General features: G+C 61.6%; 7 protein-coding genes. 1 reads left to right on the top strand and 6 read right to left on the bottom strand.

The window, feature by feature from the left end; translation table 11 throughout:
• Nucleotides 1-59: 59 nt before the first annotated feature.
• Genes J2R99_RS00505 through J2R99_RS00480 form a run of 6 tightly spaced genes read right to left on the bottom strand, consistent with a single transcriptional unit; the run spans nucleotide 60 to nucleotide 13,287 of the window.
• Nucleotides 60-3,089, bottom strand: coding sequence for a hybrid sensor histidine kinase/response regulator (locus tag J2R99_RS00505; protein ID WP_307152563.1), 3,030 nt, complete (start codon nucleotides 3,087-3,089; stop codon nucleotides 60-62).
• Nucleotides 3,083-4,033, bottom strand: a complete 951-nt coding sequence (locus J2R99_RS00500) for a response regulator (protein ID WP_307152562.1) — start codon at nucleotides 4,031-4,033, stop codon at nucleotides 3,083-3,085. The genes J2R99_RS00505 and J2R99_RS00500 overlap by 7 nt, the downstream gene beginning before the upstream one ends.
• Nucleotide 4,034: 1 nt before the next feature.
• Entirely contained in the window at nucleotides 4,035-5,390 is a 1,356-nt protein-coding gene (locus J2R99_RS00495; protein ID WP_307152561.1) for an HlyD family type I secretion periplasmic adaptor subunit, read from the bottom strand.
• Nucleotides 5,387-7,687 carry a peptidase domain-containing ABC transporter gene (locus tag J2R99_RS00490; RefSeq protein ID WP_307152560.1) on the bottom strand — a complete coding sequence of 767 codons (2,301 nt, stop codon included), beginning with the start codon at nucleotides 7,685-7,687 and terminating at the stop codon, nucleotides 5,387-5,389. Before J2R99_RS00490 ends, J2R99_RS00495 begins: the two co-directional genes overlap by 4 nt.
• Nucleotides 7,684-9,333: an ATP-binding cassette domain-containing protein gene (locus J2R99_RS00485; protein ID WP_307152559.1), complete on the bottom strand. Its 1,650-nt coding sequence runs from the start codon at nucleotides 9,331-9,333 to the stop codon at nucleotides 7,684-7,686. Before J2R99_RS00485 ends, J2R99_RS00490 begins: the two co-directional genes overlap by 4 nt.
• A gap of 51 nt (nucleotides 9,334-9,384) precedes the next feature.
• A complete protein-coding gene (locus J2R99_RS00480; protein WP_307152558.1) occupies nucleotides 9,385-13,287 on the bottom strand; it encodes a beta strand repeat-containing protein in 3,903 nt (1,300 codons plus the stop codon).
• Nucleotides 13,288-13,575: 288 nt separating this feature from the next.
• On the opposite strand from J2R99_RS00480, the gene J2R99_RS00475 reads away from it, so the two are divergent.
• Nucleotides 13,576-14,292 (top strand): DUF1003 domain-containing protein, encoded by a 717-nt coding sequence (locus tag J2R99_RS00475; protein ID WP_307152557.1) that lies wholly within the window; start codon nucleotides 13,576-13,578, stop codon nucleotides 14,290-14,292.
• The last annotated feature ends 281 nt before the right edge of the window (nucleotides 14,293-14,573 follow it).

The raw sequence follows: 14,573 nt of genomic DNA, 5'->3' as shown, positions 1-14,573 counted from the left end.
CCTCCCGCCGTCCTGAGCCCGTCCTTGTGGCGCCCAGCCCCTCGTCGGGCGCCGGTCTATTATGCGGCTTCCGATTTGTCTTCATTCTCCAGGAGCGTCTTGATGCGCTCAATGGTGAGGAGGAAGATGCGCTCCATGTGAACGCGCAAAGCGATCAGCTGCTTCTCCTGATCGGTACCGCCGGTGCGGGCGCGTTTCTCGAAATCCTCGGCAAGATGCGCAAGGCCCATGGCGCCGATAACTCGGCTGGAGCTCTTGATGGTGTGTGCCGGCAGGACGGTGTCTTCGATGCGTCCCATCGTGAGTGCTTCACGGATATTGCGCAGATATTCAGCCGTGTCGGTCGAGTAGAAAGAAATGAGCGTATTGAACTTGCTGATCGAAGCGCGTGTCTGCCTGAAGGCGACGACGTCGATCAGGGGGATCTTTGGCCGCTCTCCGGATGTAGCAAGAACTTGCGCCTCATTCTGCGGCTTGCCTGCGGTCGGTGAAGGCTTCGCTGCCTGACCTGACGATGCATTGCTCGCGGGCGCGGCTGGGGGCACGCTGTTGTCGGAAGAATGGGTCATGGGCTTCTTTCCGTTTTGGGATTCGTCGAGATTTGCCTGTGGCGATGCTTTGGCGGTCTGTGTTCGGTGAACCGGAGAGAGGCCGTCCAAAGTTCCTAGGAGCGCTTCGAGATCGCTCATATTGATGGGTTTTGAGACGAACGCGTCCATGCCTGCCTGGAGGCAGCGTTCGCGGTCGCCTTTGAGGGCATTTGCAGTGACGGCGACGATCGGGATCCGGCGGATGGATCCCTCCTCCATCATTTTGCGCAGGATGCCTGTCGCCTCGTAGCCGTCCATCACCGGCATTTGGCAGTCCATGAAGATGACGTCGAAATCGTCGGAATGCGCAGCCGCGACGGCTTTGGAGCCGTCGGTTGCCGTTTCGACATCGAAGCCGAAGCCGCTCAGGACCTCTGCGCCGAAGAGGAGATTGACGTTGTTGTCGTCGGCGAGAAGGGCGCGGTATCCATGGAAGCGAGGTGCCTCGTCGGTGCCTGCTCCCGTCGTGCTTGCCGTTTCGTCGGTCTGCGCCTCGGCGCTGAGGAGATGCTGGACGTCACGGCTGAGGAGACCGGCGTCGATCGGCTTGATCGAAGCCATGTCGAAGGTCTGATACTTCGGATGAGCCATCTGTGCACCAAGGACGAGGCAGTGCAGGTCCTTCAGTGTCGGTTGCATCATGACGATGCGCCGCAGTTCGATGGCTTCGTCAATATGCCTGCCCTGGTCGATGATCAGGACATCGAAGCTCGTTCCCTCGTAGAAAGCCCGCGCGATTTCTTCACCGATTTTGCTGGAAGGAACGAAGCTCTGACAGTGAATGCCGCAGGCTTCGAGACCCCTCGAGAGAATCCGTATTTGGGACGCGGAGGAGGAGACGAGCGCCGCCTTGATGCCGGTGTCGGAGGCACGGGCGCTTCCTTCCAGCACGTCGAGCGTGAGCGAAAACGTGAAGACGGAGCCTTTCCCGGGCCTGCTCTCGGCTCGGATCTCGCCGCCCATCAGCTCGCAGATCTCCTTGCAGATCGAGAGGCCGAGCCCAGTGCCGCCATAGAGGCGGGTCGTGCTCTCCTCGGCCTGGCTGAAGCGTGAGAAGAGCTTCGGCATCTTGTCGGCAGCGATCCCGATCCCCGTGTCGCGGACTGAGAACTCTAAGGTGCAAACGTCTTGCTTCCCGTCAAAATTCACCGCTTTCGCCGAAACGATCACTTCGCCGGCATTGGTGAATTTGAGTGCGTTCGAGATGAGGTTGCTGAGAATCTGCCGAAGTCGCATCGGGTCGACCTCGACCTGCTGTGGCAGGTCGGGATCGATGTCGAGTAGAAGTTCGACACGCTTGTGCTGGGCGGCACCCGCGTAGAAAGAAACCGTATCTCGGAGGAGGGGGCGGAGCCGCGTGCGGATCGGATCGATGGCGAGCTGACCGCTCTCGATCTTGGAAATATCGAGGATATCGTTCAGAATCGCCAGGAGAACGCTGCCGGAGGATTTGATCTGATCCGCATAGCGCCGCTGGTCCCCGGTCAGTTCGGTGCGCGACAGAAGCTCCGCCATGCCGAGCACGCCGTTCAAAGGTGTGCGGATCTCATGGCTCATATTGGCGAGGAACGTCGATTTTGCCTCGCTCGCGAGTTTTGTGTCGGCAAGGGCCTGCCGGAGCCGGCTTTGCGATTTACGCTGGCTGCGGATGAAGACGAGCGCCAAACTGCAGGCAATCGCTCCGATGAGAAACAATCCCCCCACCATGATCGCCAGCGAATAGAGGCCGGCGGGAGATTGCTGGATTTCGGTCGAAAGCTGAGACGTGCCCGTGATCAAGGTGTCGGTTTTGGCCGTGCTGGAGAAGAAGCGCGAAAGGAAGCTCTTCTTCGGGGGCGCAAACGCATACGAAATAGATCCTCCGCTGACATCGAATTTCGCATAAGTTATTTTTCCGTGCGTCAGAGAATCGGATACGTCTCTTATCATTGATTTAATATCGACGACGGAATAGACGATGATCGCCTCAGATGCGCCCCTGTTGTTCTGAAGGGCCTGGGCGAATACGAGGGAACTTGATTTTCGTGAAGGGAAAAGATCAGGGTATTCGATCGGCGAAATAGCGAACACAAGGCCTTCTCTCGTCAGGAGAGCTTCGGCGAGACGCTCGATTTGCTCCGGCTTGCCCTGCAGCAAAGGCTGGCCGAGGAACGATCGGACGTTGGTCGGATCTGCGGTCGATAGATAGCCGAGATCCGACATGTAGGCAGACTTTCGCGAGGCGATCTTCAGCTTGGCATCGACTTTTTCGACAGCGTCCGCAGCGATGAAGGCCGCGGCATCCTTGACGCGCACGATGATGGCATCGGCCTCGACGCGGATGAATTTCTGAACGAGCTGCGTCTCCTGCTGGAAGAGAGCATTCTGCTCCGCGTAATAGAGCTTTGCGTACCATGCGATCAGGCCCGCGATCAGAAACACGATCACGGCGATGACGAGGTGCGGCAGGTTTGTCCGCATCCGTTGGCTGACGGTCGAGGTTGCGGATGCGTCTACCATTTGACTCGCGGCTTGTTAGCGGTGAATGCCACGGCTTGGTTGCCGCTCTTGTCGTAGGTCAGGCGGTCGAAGGCAAAGTTGGCAGCACGTGAGATGCCCCGGCCGCATGGCGCTGCCGATCGGCTCGGATCGGTCGTGAGAAAGCTGCGCCAGTTGAAGCCCGGGCCGTTGTCTTTGACGCTGACATAGACCCCGTCATCGCGGCGCATCGCTGTCGCCTCGACCCATCCATCCTGGTAGAGAGGCTCGTGGGCGCGCTCCGCCAGCATTTCTTCCCAGCGACCTTCCTTCAGAAGGGCTGCCTTGGCCTCGAATCCGAACCGCAGAACGCCATGCTCCACGGCATTTTGGACGAGCTCGAAAATGCCCTGAATGGTTCGGTCGGGTGCGTCCTGCATGCTGGCGAGCATGCTGACGACCGGCTCCACCTCTTCCGGCAGGCGCAGTTTGAATTTCACCGCCTGCATGGTCTTGAAGGCGGCCTGGTGGCCCATCAGGTCGTTGCGGAGTTTTCGCTGCCTGTGGACCTCCTGGAAAGCGGAGTGCAGCACCGAGCCGACGAGCTTCTGCGACGTCGGCTTGGTCAAGTAATAGAAGGCACCGGCGTCGATGCCGAGACTGACGTCCTCGACCTCGGAGGCCCCGGTCAACAAAATGGCCGGAATATCCTTGGTTTCCCGCTCCCGCTTCAGCCTGCGGATGAATCCGAGGCCATCCAGGATGGGCATCATCCTGTCTGTCATGACGACGTCGGCGCAGGAGGGATCTTCCCGCAGCATCGTGAGGGCTTCGGCGCCGTTGTTGGCTGTGAGTACCGCATAGCCGAGGTTTTCGATCTGTTCGCCGGTCGTCAGAAGGGCGCTGCGATCGTCGTCGACCAGCAGGACGGTGGCCTTGATCGTTGTCTCGGAGGGCGCGGTGGGGAGGCTGAGAACGTCTGTCATTTCATCGCTCGGCGAAGGCGGTGTTCAGCGCCTTGCGGATGGGGCTGAGGAAGTAGGCGAGAAGGGTCTTGTCGCCGGTGATGATGTCGGCCGAGACAGCCATACCGGGCGTCAATCGGGCATCTGGCGCAAACGGCAAATATTCCGTGTCGAGTTCGATGCGAACTTTGTAGTAGGGCGCGGTTTCCTCTGGTGTGAAGGAGGCCGGGGAGATGTCGGCAACGCGGCCCTCGATCCATCCGAAACGCGTGAAATCGAAGGCCGAAACCTTGACGCGGACTGGCAGCCCGATGCGGACATAGCCGATTTCGCTCACTGGCAGGCGTGTCTCGGCGTGAAGCTTCTCCCCATCCGGCACGATGGTGGCGAGCGACTGGCCCGACGCCACGATGCCCCCGATCGTCGTGATGTCGAGCGATTTGACCGTGCCACGCACCGGTGAGGTAACGGTCAACCGATCCCGACGGCGGCCTTCCTTGCTGAGGTCTCCTTCCAGCGTGGTGAGAGCCGTCCGCAGATCCTGGATTTCGTTGGCGATATCGGACTGGATCGCCGTCTCGAAGGCAGCCAGGTTGTTCTGCGCCTCCACCAGGCGTTCGGTGGCCTCGTCCTTGCGTTGCAGAGTGATCTGCGTGCGGTTGACCACATCCTGGCGCGCCTTGCGCCGATCGGCGAGCTGCGTTCGCGTGGAATAACCTTTATTCGCAAGCGCTTCGATGCGGGCATAATTGTCCTCGGCGAAAGCGAGGTCGTCGTCGAGGGCCGCAAGTTGCGCATCGTAGGTCGAGACCAGGAGACGTGCCTGCTCGATCTGACTTTTCAGGAGGCTGCGCTGATCCCTCTGGGCCTCGCGCCGTGCCGCAAAGGCCGAGGCCGAGGCGAGCACCGCCTCGTCGCGGCCGAACGAAAGAAAATCGGGCTCGCGGTTTTCCGCCAAGGCCTTGAGGCCCTCGATTTGAGCCAGGAGGGTTTGCTTACGCCGCCCCGCAACGTCGACGTTTTCCGCAGTCGTCGCATCGTTGAGGAGGAGGAGGGGTGAGCCGGCGCTGACGCGGTCCCCGGGTTTGACCAGAATCTCGTCGACCACGCCGCCTTCGTAGTGCTGCACCACGCGTTCGTATCCGGCCGGTACGATCAGCCCCTGAGCCTTGGAAACTTCGTGAATGCTGGTGAAGCCCGACCAAATGATGAAGGCCAGGATACCGATTGCGATCAGGATGCAGGCATGGCGGATAAAGCGTTGCGGTGCCGTCTCCTCGATGATGAGAGGATGCGACATGACGAGACGGGGAGGTGAGGTGCTGAGGCCCCCCTCCATGTGTTGCGGCAGGCGCGGATCGACGCGAACGAGGCTCATGCGACCCTCGCCAGTAGCGCGTCCGGCGACGAAACCAACGGCACCTTGCCATATCGCAGCGCCACCACGCGATCTGCGAGAACAAGGAAGTCGGAGCGGTGCGAGACGAGGAAGAGTGTTCCGCGACGGCGGTAGGACAGTGCAAGGCTGCGGACGAGTTCGCCGATCTCGCCATCGAGCAGCGTGTTCGGAATTTCGTCGATGAGCAGGATCGCACTTTCAGTGAGAATGGCCTGAGCGATCGCGAACTTGAAAAGGAATTCCGAGGAGAAGTCGGTACCCTCAGAATCTTTCACACGAAAGTGGAGACCTTCATCCAATTGAGCGATGTCGGAAGAGAGGCCCACCTTTTGAAGGATGGCACCGACTTTTTCCTCGCTTGCGAAGGGGTTGGCGAAAAGCAGGTTGTCGCGCAGCGTGCCGGGAAAGAGCTTCGGGTCCTGAGGGACGTAGGCGATGCGACGGCGAAGCTCTTCCTGTGGCAATTGCCGCAGATCGATGCCGTCGATGCGGATCGCTCCGATCGAAAGATCACTCATACCCTGGATGAGTTTCAGGATCGTGGTTTTGCCGGTTCCGTTCGCGCCGGTGATGGCGATGATGGAGCCGGGATTGACCTCAAGGTCGAGACCCACAAAGACCGGTCGCGTATCGCCGGCGCGGAACCCGGTGTTGAGGAAGCTGACCGCTCCCTCGATCGGGCGCATGCGCGCATATTCCCGGGTTTCGTCCCGCTCCGGCGGGATCTCCATCAGCCCATTGAGCTGATTGATGCTGTTGCGCAGCTGCTCGAAGCGCTGCACCGACAGGCAGAGGACATGTGAGGGGGCGAGCGCCCTGAGGCCGAGGATCGTGGCAGCGAGAAGGCCGCCGGTGCCAAGTGTGCCGGCCCAGACGGCTTCCACGCCCGAGGCGAGCAGCAAAATGGTGGCGACGGTGAGGATGAATGTCGAGAAGGCCTCGCCCATTGCGCCGACGAGGCGCAGGGACATCTGAGCACTCTGCTGCCGGCGTGCGCCCCGAACGAGACGTTGTGACCAGAGGTGTTGCAAGCCGGCTTGGCAGATCGCATCTCGCTTCTCCAGCATCTCGATTGTGATGCGCTGCATCTCCGTCGATTCATCCGCTGCGATGCTCGTCATCACACGAGCCTTGCGCCGGAGTAGGAGAAACAATCCGAGGTGCATGCAGATGCCGATGAACGGGATCAGCGCGAGCCAGCCGGCCAGAAGTGCGATGATTGCAAGCGAGGCGAAGCTCGCCAGGATTTCAAGCAGTGACGTTGCTGCGGGCCCGGTGATGAATTCTCGCACATTTTCGAGCGTGCGCAGACGGGCCGCCTGATCCGTCACCGCTGCACGTTCCGATATTGTGGGGCGTATTTTGAGAAGACGCTCGAAAGATGCCGTGCTGACCAGAAATTCCAATCGGTTCGCGATCCAGGCGAGGATACGCGTGCGCTGAGCCAGGAGCAGCGCTTCGAGTGCAATGGCGAGCACCATTCCGAACACGAAATACGGCAGCGGCGCGAGCGAGCCGAGGCTGATCACATGGACGTAGATCTGGATGGTGAAGAGCGGCAGCAGAACGCTTGTTCCCGCCACGGCGAGGCTCGTGATCAGGAGCCCGAGCCCGATCTTGTCGAACTTGCTGGTGAGGGCACGGAACCAGCTGTGACCGGTATGACCTCGCCGTATCTTCGACAGCGGATCGGTCTCATCGTCGCGAGAGATGCGCCAGAATGTGCCTCTTTTGAACTGGCGCCAGCCGCTGACGTCTTCGATCTCTCCGTCGCGTGAGATTTTTTTCCACCGGCCTGAGTCCGGACAGGCGAAGACCAGAACGGTTTCTCCCTTAGACCCAATGAAAAGAGTTGGGCCGGCGCCTTCCGGAAGCGGACCTTTCGCCCGCTGGCGGAAGGCGTGGAATCCGAGACGGCCAAGGGCGCTCAGCAGGCCGTCGGCGTCGAGTGCGGACTCGTTCGCGGGCAGGGCGGCGAGGATCTGGCGCAGCGGAAAATCGGCTGCCGACAGAACGCAAACGCTGCAGAACAAGCGCTCCAGCCCTGCCTCGCGTGCAAACCCGCTGCGGCTGCGCCGGACGAGCGCTTCCAAACGTTCGATCGCGGCGCGAAAGCGCAGAAGCCAGATTCCGTCGACGTCGTGTGCATCCGGCTCCGAATGGCCGGGCGGTATCAGGAGAGTGGACTTGCCCGTCGCCGCCGGGATCTGAGGCTCGCCTCCCTCTCCAGGCGTGAATGCTACGATGCCGCCGGCATGTTTGGAGAAAGCGCTCATATCTTGAGATCCCGATAAGACTGGCGCTCGGTGACCTGGAAACCTTCAAGCGGCCGGATGCCGTCTCGCTCGAGGACGAGCCGCTTGCTCGCATAGCTCAAGAGATTGGCGTCGTCGGAGACGATGATGAAGGATGCCTGGCCATGGATCTTGCCGATGAACCGGTTGAGCTTGGCGTAGCCGTCGCGATCGAGACCTCGATCGGCGTTATCGAGCAGGATGAGGCGAGGCCGCGTCGCCAACGCGCGCAGGATGGCAAGTTGTTGTCGCAGCCCTGGGGGGATCGTGTCACTTGCCGAGCCGAGGACTTCCGTATCAAGACCATTGGGTAAGGCATTGATAAGGTTGTCGATTTCGAGAACGTGCGCGACATCCATCGCTTCATCGACACTGACTTCGCCGAAACGGGTGATGTTGTCGCGAATGGTCCCGCGAAAGAGCACGCCGGCCGACGAGACGTAGCCGACGCAGCGGTTGAGGAGCGCGCGTGGGTATTTCGTCGGAGCGACGCCGTTCAGCAGCACTTCCCCGGTGGCCGGATTGTGAATTCCCGCGATGATCTGAAGGAAAGCCGACTTCGCCTGCTCTGAGGCGCCGGAGAGGGCGGCGGTGACACCTGGCTGCAATGAAAAATGCACATTTTCGAACAAGGGAGAGCCTGTCACCGGCCAGCACGCCAGATTATCGGCTGAAACCCGACCCTCGTTGATCACCTTCACATCTTCGGTCGGGGTTGAGATCGCGGGTTGTGCGAAAAGCGCCTCGACCTTCGTTTCGGCTTCGTCGATGTCGCGCATTTGCACGAGAATGAAGATTGCGCGCTGCAACGGGCCCATCACGCGGCTGCTCAAAAGCACCAGTGCGGAGACGCCGCCCATCGTCAGATGACCCTGTCCGACGGCGATCGCGCCAAAGGTCAGCATCGCGGCGATCAGGACCTGGCTGGCGATCGGGGCACTGTTGAGAAGTCGGCCTGTGACGAGGGCGAGCTCGTGATTGTTGGCGGCAATCTTCTCTTGGGCGGCTTCGTAACGGCGCAGGATATTGTCTTCGATCCCCATCGCCTTGATGCCGTGCATCGCGTTCAGCATGGCGAAGAGGAAGTCGTAACGCTCTTCGCTGTCGACGATGTTGCGCGCCACGATGGCCTTCATGCGTCGTGCTTCGCGAATGTTGCGCAGCGCGAACACGGCGACGCAGACGATGACGCAGGCGCCGGCCGTCCAGGAGATGAAAAGAATGACCGAAATGATGATGGGCAGAAAGAAAAGTTCGCCGATGCTGACGACGAGCTGGCCGTTGTGCTTTTCTTTGAGTTGTTGAACCGCGCTCAGATATTCGACGCTGCGCGAAGAGGCGAGACGGCGATCGGCCGGCTCGCTGATGAGAATGTGGGAGAGGAGGCGCTGTGTGACGACGCCGGCAAAATTCGCCCCGGCGCGTGCCACGACCATAGCCCGACCGAAGCGCAGAAGTGCTTCGAGCGCGGCGAGGATGCACACTCCGATGACCAGGATCGGCAGTGTCGCGCTCGACGGGTTCGGCACGATCCGCCCGAAGATCTGGGCCGCGGCGATGGGAATCGTCAGGCCCAGAATGTTGAGCGCGAACGTCAGCGTCAGCAATACCAGGGTCGGCGGCTTCAAGCCCCCGTCGCCGATCAGATTTGTAGCTGCACGTATCCCCATAGGGAGAAGTTACAGGTAGAAGCTTGTCCCAAGCTTAAAACTTAAACTTGTGCCAAGCTGAAGACTGAGGCTGCCGGAACTGTCACTATCCGCGGAAGCTTCCGTGAGAGATGTCTCGCTGCCACTCAAGAGGCCGTCGTCGGAAAGCAAGGGATCGGTTGCCGTGCCGAGGAGGTCGTTGAGCGACATGTCCGCGTCAATGTCGGCCGGCTCGGTGAAGAGATCGACAAGCGCCCCGTCTTCGCCATCCGTTGTCGCCGTCGTGTCTCCATCGAGGCTTGCCGCAATGTCGGCATCGAGCTGATCGAAGAGAGCAATCGCGGCCTCGGCATCGACCTCAAGATCGATCGGCTCGGAAACCGGTTCGCTCTGAAGAAGCGATCCATCCGTTTGAAGGTCGACGTCGATGTCGCCCACAAGCGCTTCGAGGGGGTCGAGAGTGACGTCGAGATCGGCCGTCGTCTCGCCCACGAGCGGCAGGCCGAGATCGGCATCGAGGGTGAGGTCGGTGTCGCCGCTCGCCTCAGGCGCCGGCTCTCCGACTGTGTCGTCACCGAGAAGATTGCCGGTGAGTCCGCCGGTAAGTCCGCCGACGGCGTCCGTTCCGTTCTCCAGAGTGGTGTCGACGGCCTCGGCGATGTCACCCGTCGTGTCGGTCAGATCGGCTGTGAGGTCGTCGGTGATCACGCCAGCGGTCTCCAGAACCTCGCCGACCGCCTCGACGGTTCCATCGGTTGACCCGGTGAGGTCCACGTCAGCGACCAGATCGACGTCGATGTCGCCCACAAGCGCTTCGACGGGATCGAGAGCGACGTCGAGATCGGCCGTGGTCTCGCCCACGAGCGGCAGGCCGAGATCGGCATCGAGGGTGAGGTCGGTGTCGCCGCTCGCCTCAGGCGCCGGCTCTCCGACTGTGTCGTCACCGAGAAGATTGCTGGTAAGGCCACCTGTGAGCCCGTCGACGGCGTCCGTTTCGCTCTCCAGAGTGGTGTCGACGGCCTCGGCGATGTCACCCGTCGTGTCGGTCAGATCGGCTGTGAGGTCGTCGGTGATCACGCCAGCGGTCTCCAGAACCTCGCCGACCGCCTCAATGGTCGTGTCGATCGTCCCGGTCAGGTCCACGTCAGCGACCAGATCGACGTCGATGTCGCCCACAAGCGCTTCGAGGGGATCGAGAGTGACGTCGAGATCGGCCGTGGTCTCGCCCACGAACGGCAGGCCGAGATCGGCATCGAGGGTGAGGTCGGTGTCGCCGCTCGCATCGGGCGCCGGCTCTCCGACTGTGTCGTCACCCAGAAGATTGCTGGTGAGCCCGCCGGTAAGTCCGCCGACGGCGTCCGTTCTGCTCTCCAGAGTGGTGTCGACGGCTTCGACGACGTTCCCGGTCGTGTCGACGGCGTCATCAAGGAGGCCACCTGCGGTGTCGGTCAGCTCTGAGGTGGTTTCGGCGACCGCCTCAATGGTCGTGTCGGTCGTCCCGGTGAGGTCGAGGTCGGCGACCAGATCGACGTCGATATCACCCACAAGCGCTTCGACGGGGTCGAGATTGACGTCGAGATCGCCCGTCGTCTCGCCCACGAGCGGCAGGCCGAGATCGGCATCGAGGGTGAGGTCGGTGTCGCCGCTCGCATCGGGCGCCGGCTCTCCGACTGTGTCGTCACCGAGAAGATTGCCTGTGAGCCCGCCGGTAAGTCCGTCGACGGCGTCCGTTCCGCTCTCCAGAGTGGTGTCGACGGCCTCGGCTATGTCACCCGTCGTGTCGGTCAGATCGGCTGTGAGGTCGTCGGTGATCTCGCCAGCGGTCTCCAGAACCTCGCCGACCGCCTCAATGGTCGTGTCGGTCGTCCCGGTGAGGTCGAGGTCGGTGACCAGATCGACGTCGATATCACCCACAAGCGCTTCGACGGGGTCGAGATTGACGTCGAGATCGGCCGTCGTCTCGCCCACGAGCGGCAGGCCGAGATCGGCATCGAGGGTGAGGTCGGTGTCGCCGCTCGCCTCGGGCGCCGGCTCTCCGACTGTGTCGTCACCGAGAAGATTGCCTGTGAGCCCGCCGGTAAGTCCGTCGACGGCGTCGGTTCCGCTCTCCAGAGTGGTGTCGACGGCCTCGGCTATGTCACCCGTCGTGTCGGTCAGATCGGCTGTGAGGTCGTCGGTGATCTCGCCAGCGGTCTCCAGAACCTCGCCGACCGCCTCAATGGTCGTGTCGGTCGTCCCGGTGAGGTCCACGTCGGCGACCAGATCGACGTCGATGTCGCCCACAAGCGCTTCGACGGGGTCGAGATTGACGTCAAGATCGGCCGTCGTCTCGCCCACGAGCGGCAGGCCGAGATCGGCATCGAGGGTGAGGTCGGTGTCGCCGCTCGCCTCGGGCGCCGGCTCTCCGACTGTGTCGTCACCGAGAAGATTGCCGGTAAGGCCACCTGTGAGTCCGTCGACGGCGTCCGTTCCGCTCTCCAGAGTGGTGTCGACGGCGTCATCAAGGAGGCCACCTGCCGTGTCTGCCAACTCGGAGGTGGTTTCGGCGACCGCCTCAATGGTCGTGTCGGTCGTCCCGGTCAGGTCCACGTCAGCGACCAGATCGACGTCGATGTCGCCCACAAGCGCTTCGACGGGGTCGAGAGTGACGTCGAGATCGGTGGTTATATCCCCGACGATCGGCAGGCCGAGATCGGCATCGAGGGTAAGATCGGTGTCGCCATCCTGAGCCGGACCGTCGGTTCCGCCGCCGAGAAGACCTCCGGTGAGGTCGCCCACAAGATCACCGACAGCATCGCCCGTGCCGGCGGCAACGTCCGTCAGAGTGTCGGTCAGGTCGTCGGCGATGTCACCGACCGTTTCCAAAACCTCGTCTGCCGCATCCGTGATCTCGCCGGTGACATTGCCGAGATCGGCATCAGCGATGATGTCGATATCGATATCACCCAGAATCTCTTCGACAGGATCGAGAGTGATGTCGAGATCGGCGGTTATATCCCCGACGATCGGCAGGTCGAGATCAGCGTCAAGGGTAAGATCGGTGTCGCCATCCTGAGCCGGACCGTCGGTTCCGCCGCCGAGAAGATCGTCGATCGCATCCGTGAGGCTATCCGTCCCATCGTTGAGAATATCGTCGATGATATCGGTGCTCGTATCGAGCGTGTCATCGAGCAAATCCGTGACCTCGTCGAGAGTGTCCGGAATATCGACAGGCGTCTCGATATCGATATCTGGAAGCTCGGAATCCGGAAGCGGGTCCTCGGGCGTCACGTCCGTCGGAGTGTCGTTGGGGCCCGTCCCGTCTGAAGTATCGCCCCCGTCGCCGTCAGCAACCAGCGTTTCCGGAGCATCGTCATCGGCGGTATCGTCGGGGAGGCTATCGGACGTGGGCAGGTCCGGGTCGAGACCTGGAACGGGAGCATCAGGCGCATCCGTCGTTTCCGGGAGGTCGCCAGGATTGTCGAGAAGGTCGGGGTCTGGATTGCCGTCGAGAGCAACGCCGGGGGGTTGCAACGCGCCAGGCGACAGCGCTGCACTGCCGCCTGGCGCGGCATTGGCGGTGCCGGAAGCGCCGGCCTCAGAGATTTCGGGGAAGTCGGATGCGAGCTCTCTCACATCGAAGTTCGGACGAGCCGGGGAGGCTGCGTCTGCCCCGGCTGTTGCCGCTTCGGGCACGGACGTCAGGGGTTCAAGTGCGTTGTCGGCCATGAGGCCGGAGGTGCTGTCCGATGCGAGATTGGTGACGGCGTTGGTGGTGCTGTCGGGGCGGGCGAGATTGGTTGCCGTGTTGAGCGGGGCTGCAGCGAACGTTTCGGCCAGGGAGGAGCTGTTAACGTCGACGCCGCTCACGACGTTGGTGGCGTCGAAGAGATCCATCGCCTCGTAAAGCTTGGATTCCAGACCCGAACTCTGGCTCACCGATGAATCCGCCATGGCAGCACTCCTGTGGGGTGGTAACTCTAGGTGAGCACAGCTTTTGGTTTATATAACCGATTTAGATGCATTCTAAGTACGTAGCTTGCGTGAGGGTTGCGGCTTGGATAATCGATCAACTTTTAGAAGTGATCGGGGTTTCCGCTTTCGGTCAATCTGCCCCCGAAAGACAGTTATACGCCGCGTGTCGGGAGGCCTGTTCGTCTCCAAAGAGAACGCTCTGAGCGCTGGTCAGCCTGCGGCGGGGGAGTTAAATTCCGGCTTCCGGATTTGGTCGTGTGAAGCCCGATGGAACGCGCAGACGCCCCTCCTCAAAGCGGCGCGAAAAGCCCCACATGCGTCGTCTGCGGCAAGAGCTTGCGGCAGGAGAGGGCGGTTCCGTGGGCGGCGGTGCGCCCGGCCATCTCGGCCCTGATCGGAAGGGACCATCCGCAATGGTCGGAGGGGTCCTGGATCTGCCCCGAGGACCTTGAGACCTATCGAAGGCGCTCTCTGAGGGAGCTCCTCAGCGACGCCAATGGCGACCTCGGCCCCTTGGAGCAGGAGGTTCTCGACAGCCTTAGAACCGGCGACATCGTCACCGCCGCGCCGGATATCACCTTCGATGAGAGGGCCACATTCGGCGACCGGATGGCCGACCGCGTGGCGGCCTTTGGCGGTTCATGGACCTTCATCCTCTCGTTTTCGCTCGTCTGCGGCCTCTGGATGATGCTCAATGTCACCGGCTGGCTCTTCAAACCATACGATGCTTACCCGTTCATCCTTCTCAACCTGGTGCTGTCCACGCTCGCGGCGATCCAGGCGCCGATCATCATGATGAGCCAGCGCCGCCAGGAGGCGCGCGACCGGATGCGGGCGCAGAACGATTATCAGGTCAACTTGAAAGCCGAGCTGGAGGTCCGGCAGCTCCATGAGAAGATCGATCACCAGCTCTCGCAACAATCCACAAGGTTGGAAAGGCTGGAACGCCTGCAAGAGAAGCTCATCGAACGTTTGACGCCGTGATGTCCGACGAGGTCTTGCGAAAATGCTGAGGCAAAAACCGCCGGCGCGGAGATCCGTTCTTGGAACGGCGTGCGGCTCTTGCCTCTCGTCTCGTTTCAGCGGCGCGCAGATGGTTGGCCAAGTCCTTTGAAGCGGTCGAAGCCGGAGCTGCCGGGCCTCGCGGATCGACGACGAAGATCGATTTTTCGAATATGAGGCCGTCGCTCCGGTTCCAGTGGACGGGGCAGAGGCGAATGAGAGATACAGGCGCAAGCCACATCTTGGATCGCGGGCAATGGCCC

The sequence above is a fragment of the Rhodopseudomonas julia genome (assembly GCF_030813515.1).
Classification (GTDB): Bacteria; Pseudomonadota; Alphaproteobacteria; order Rhizobiales; family Afifellaceae; genus Afifella; species Afifella julia.
Note: the sequence above shows the minus strand (reverse complement) of the source record. Positions and strands in the feature narration are given on the sequence as shown.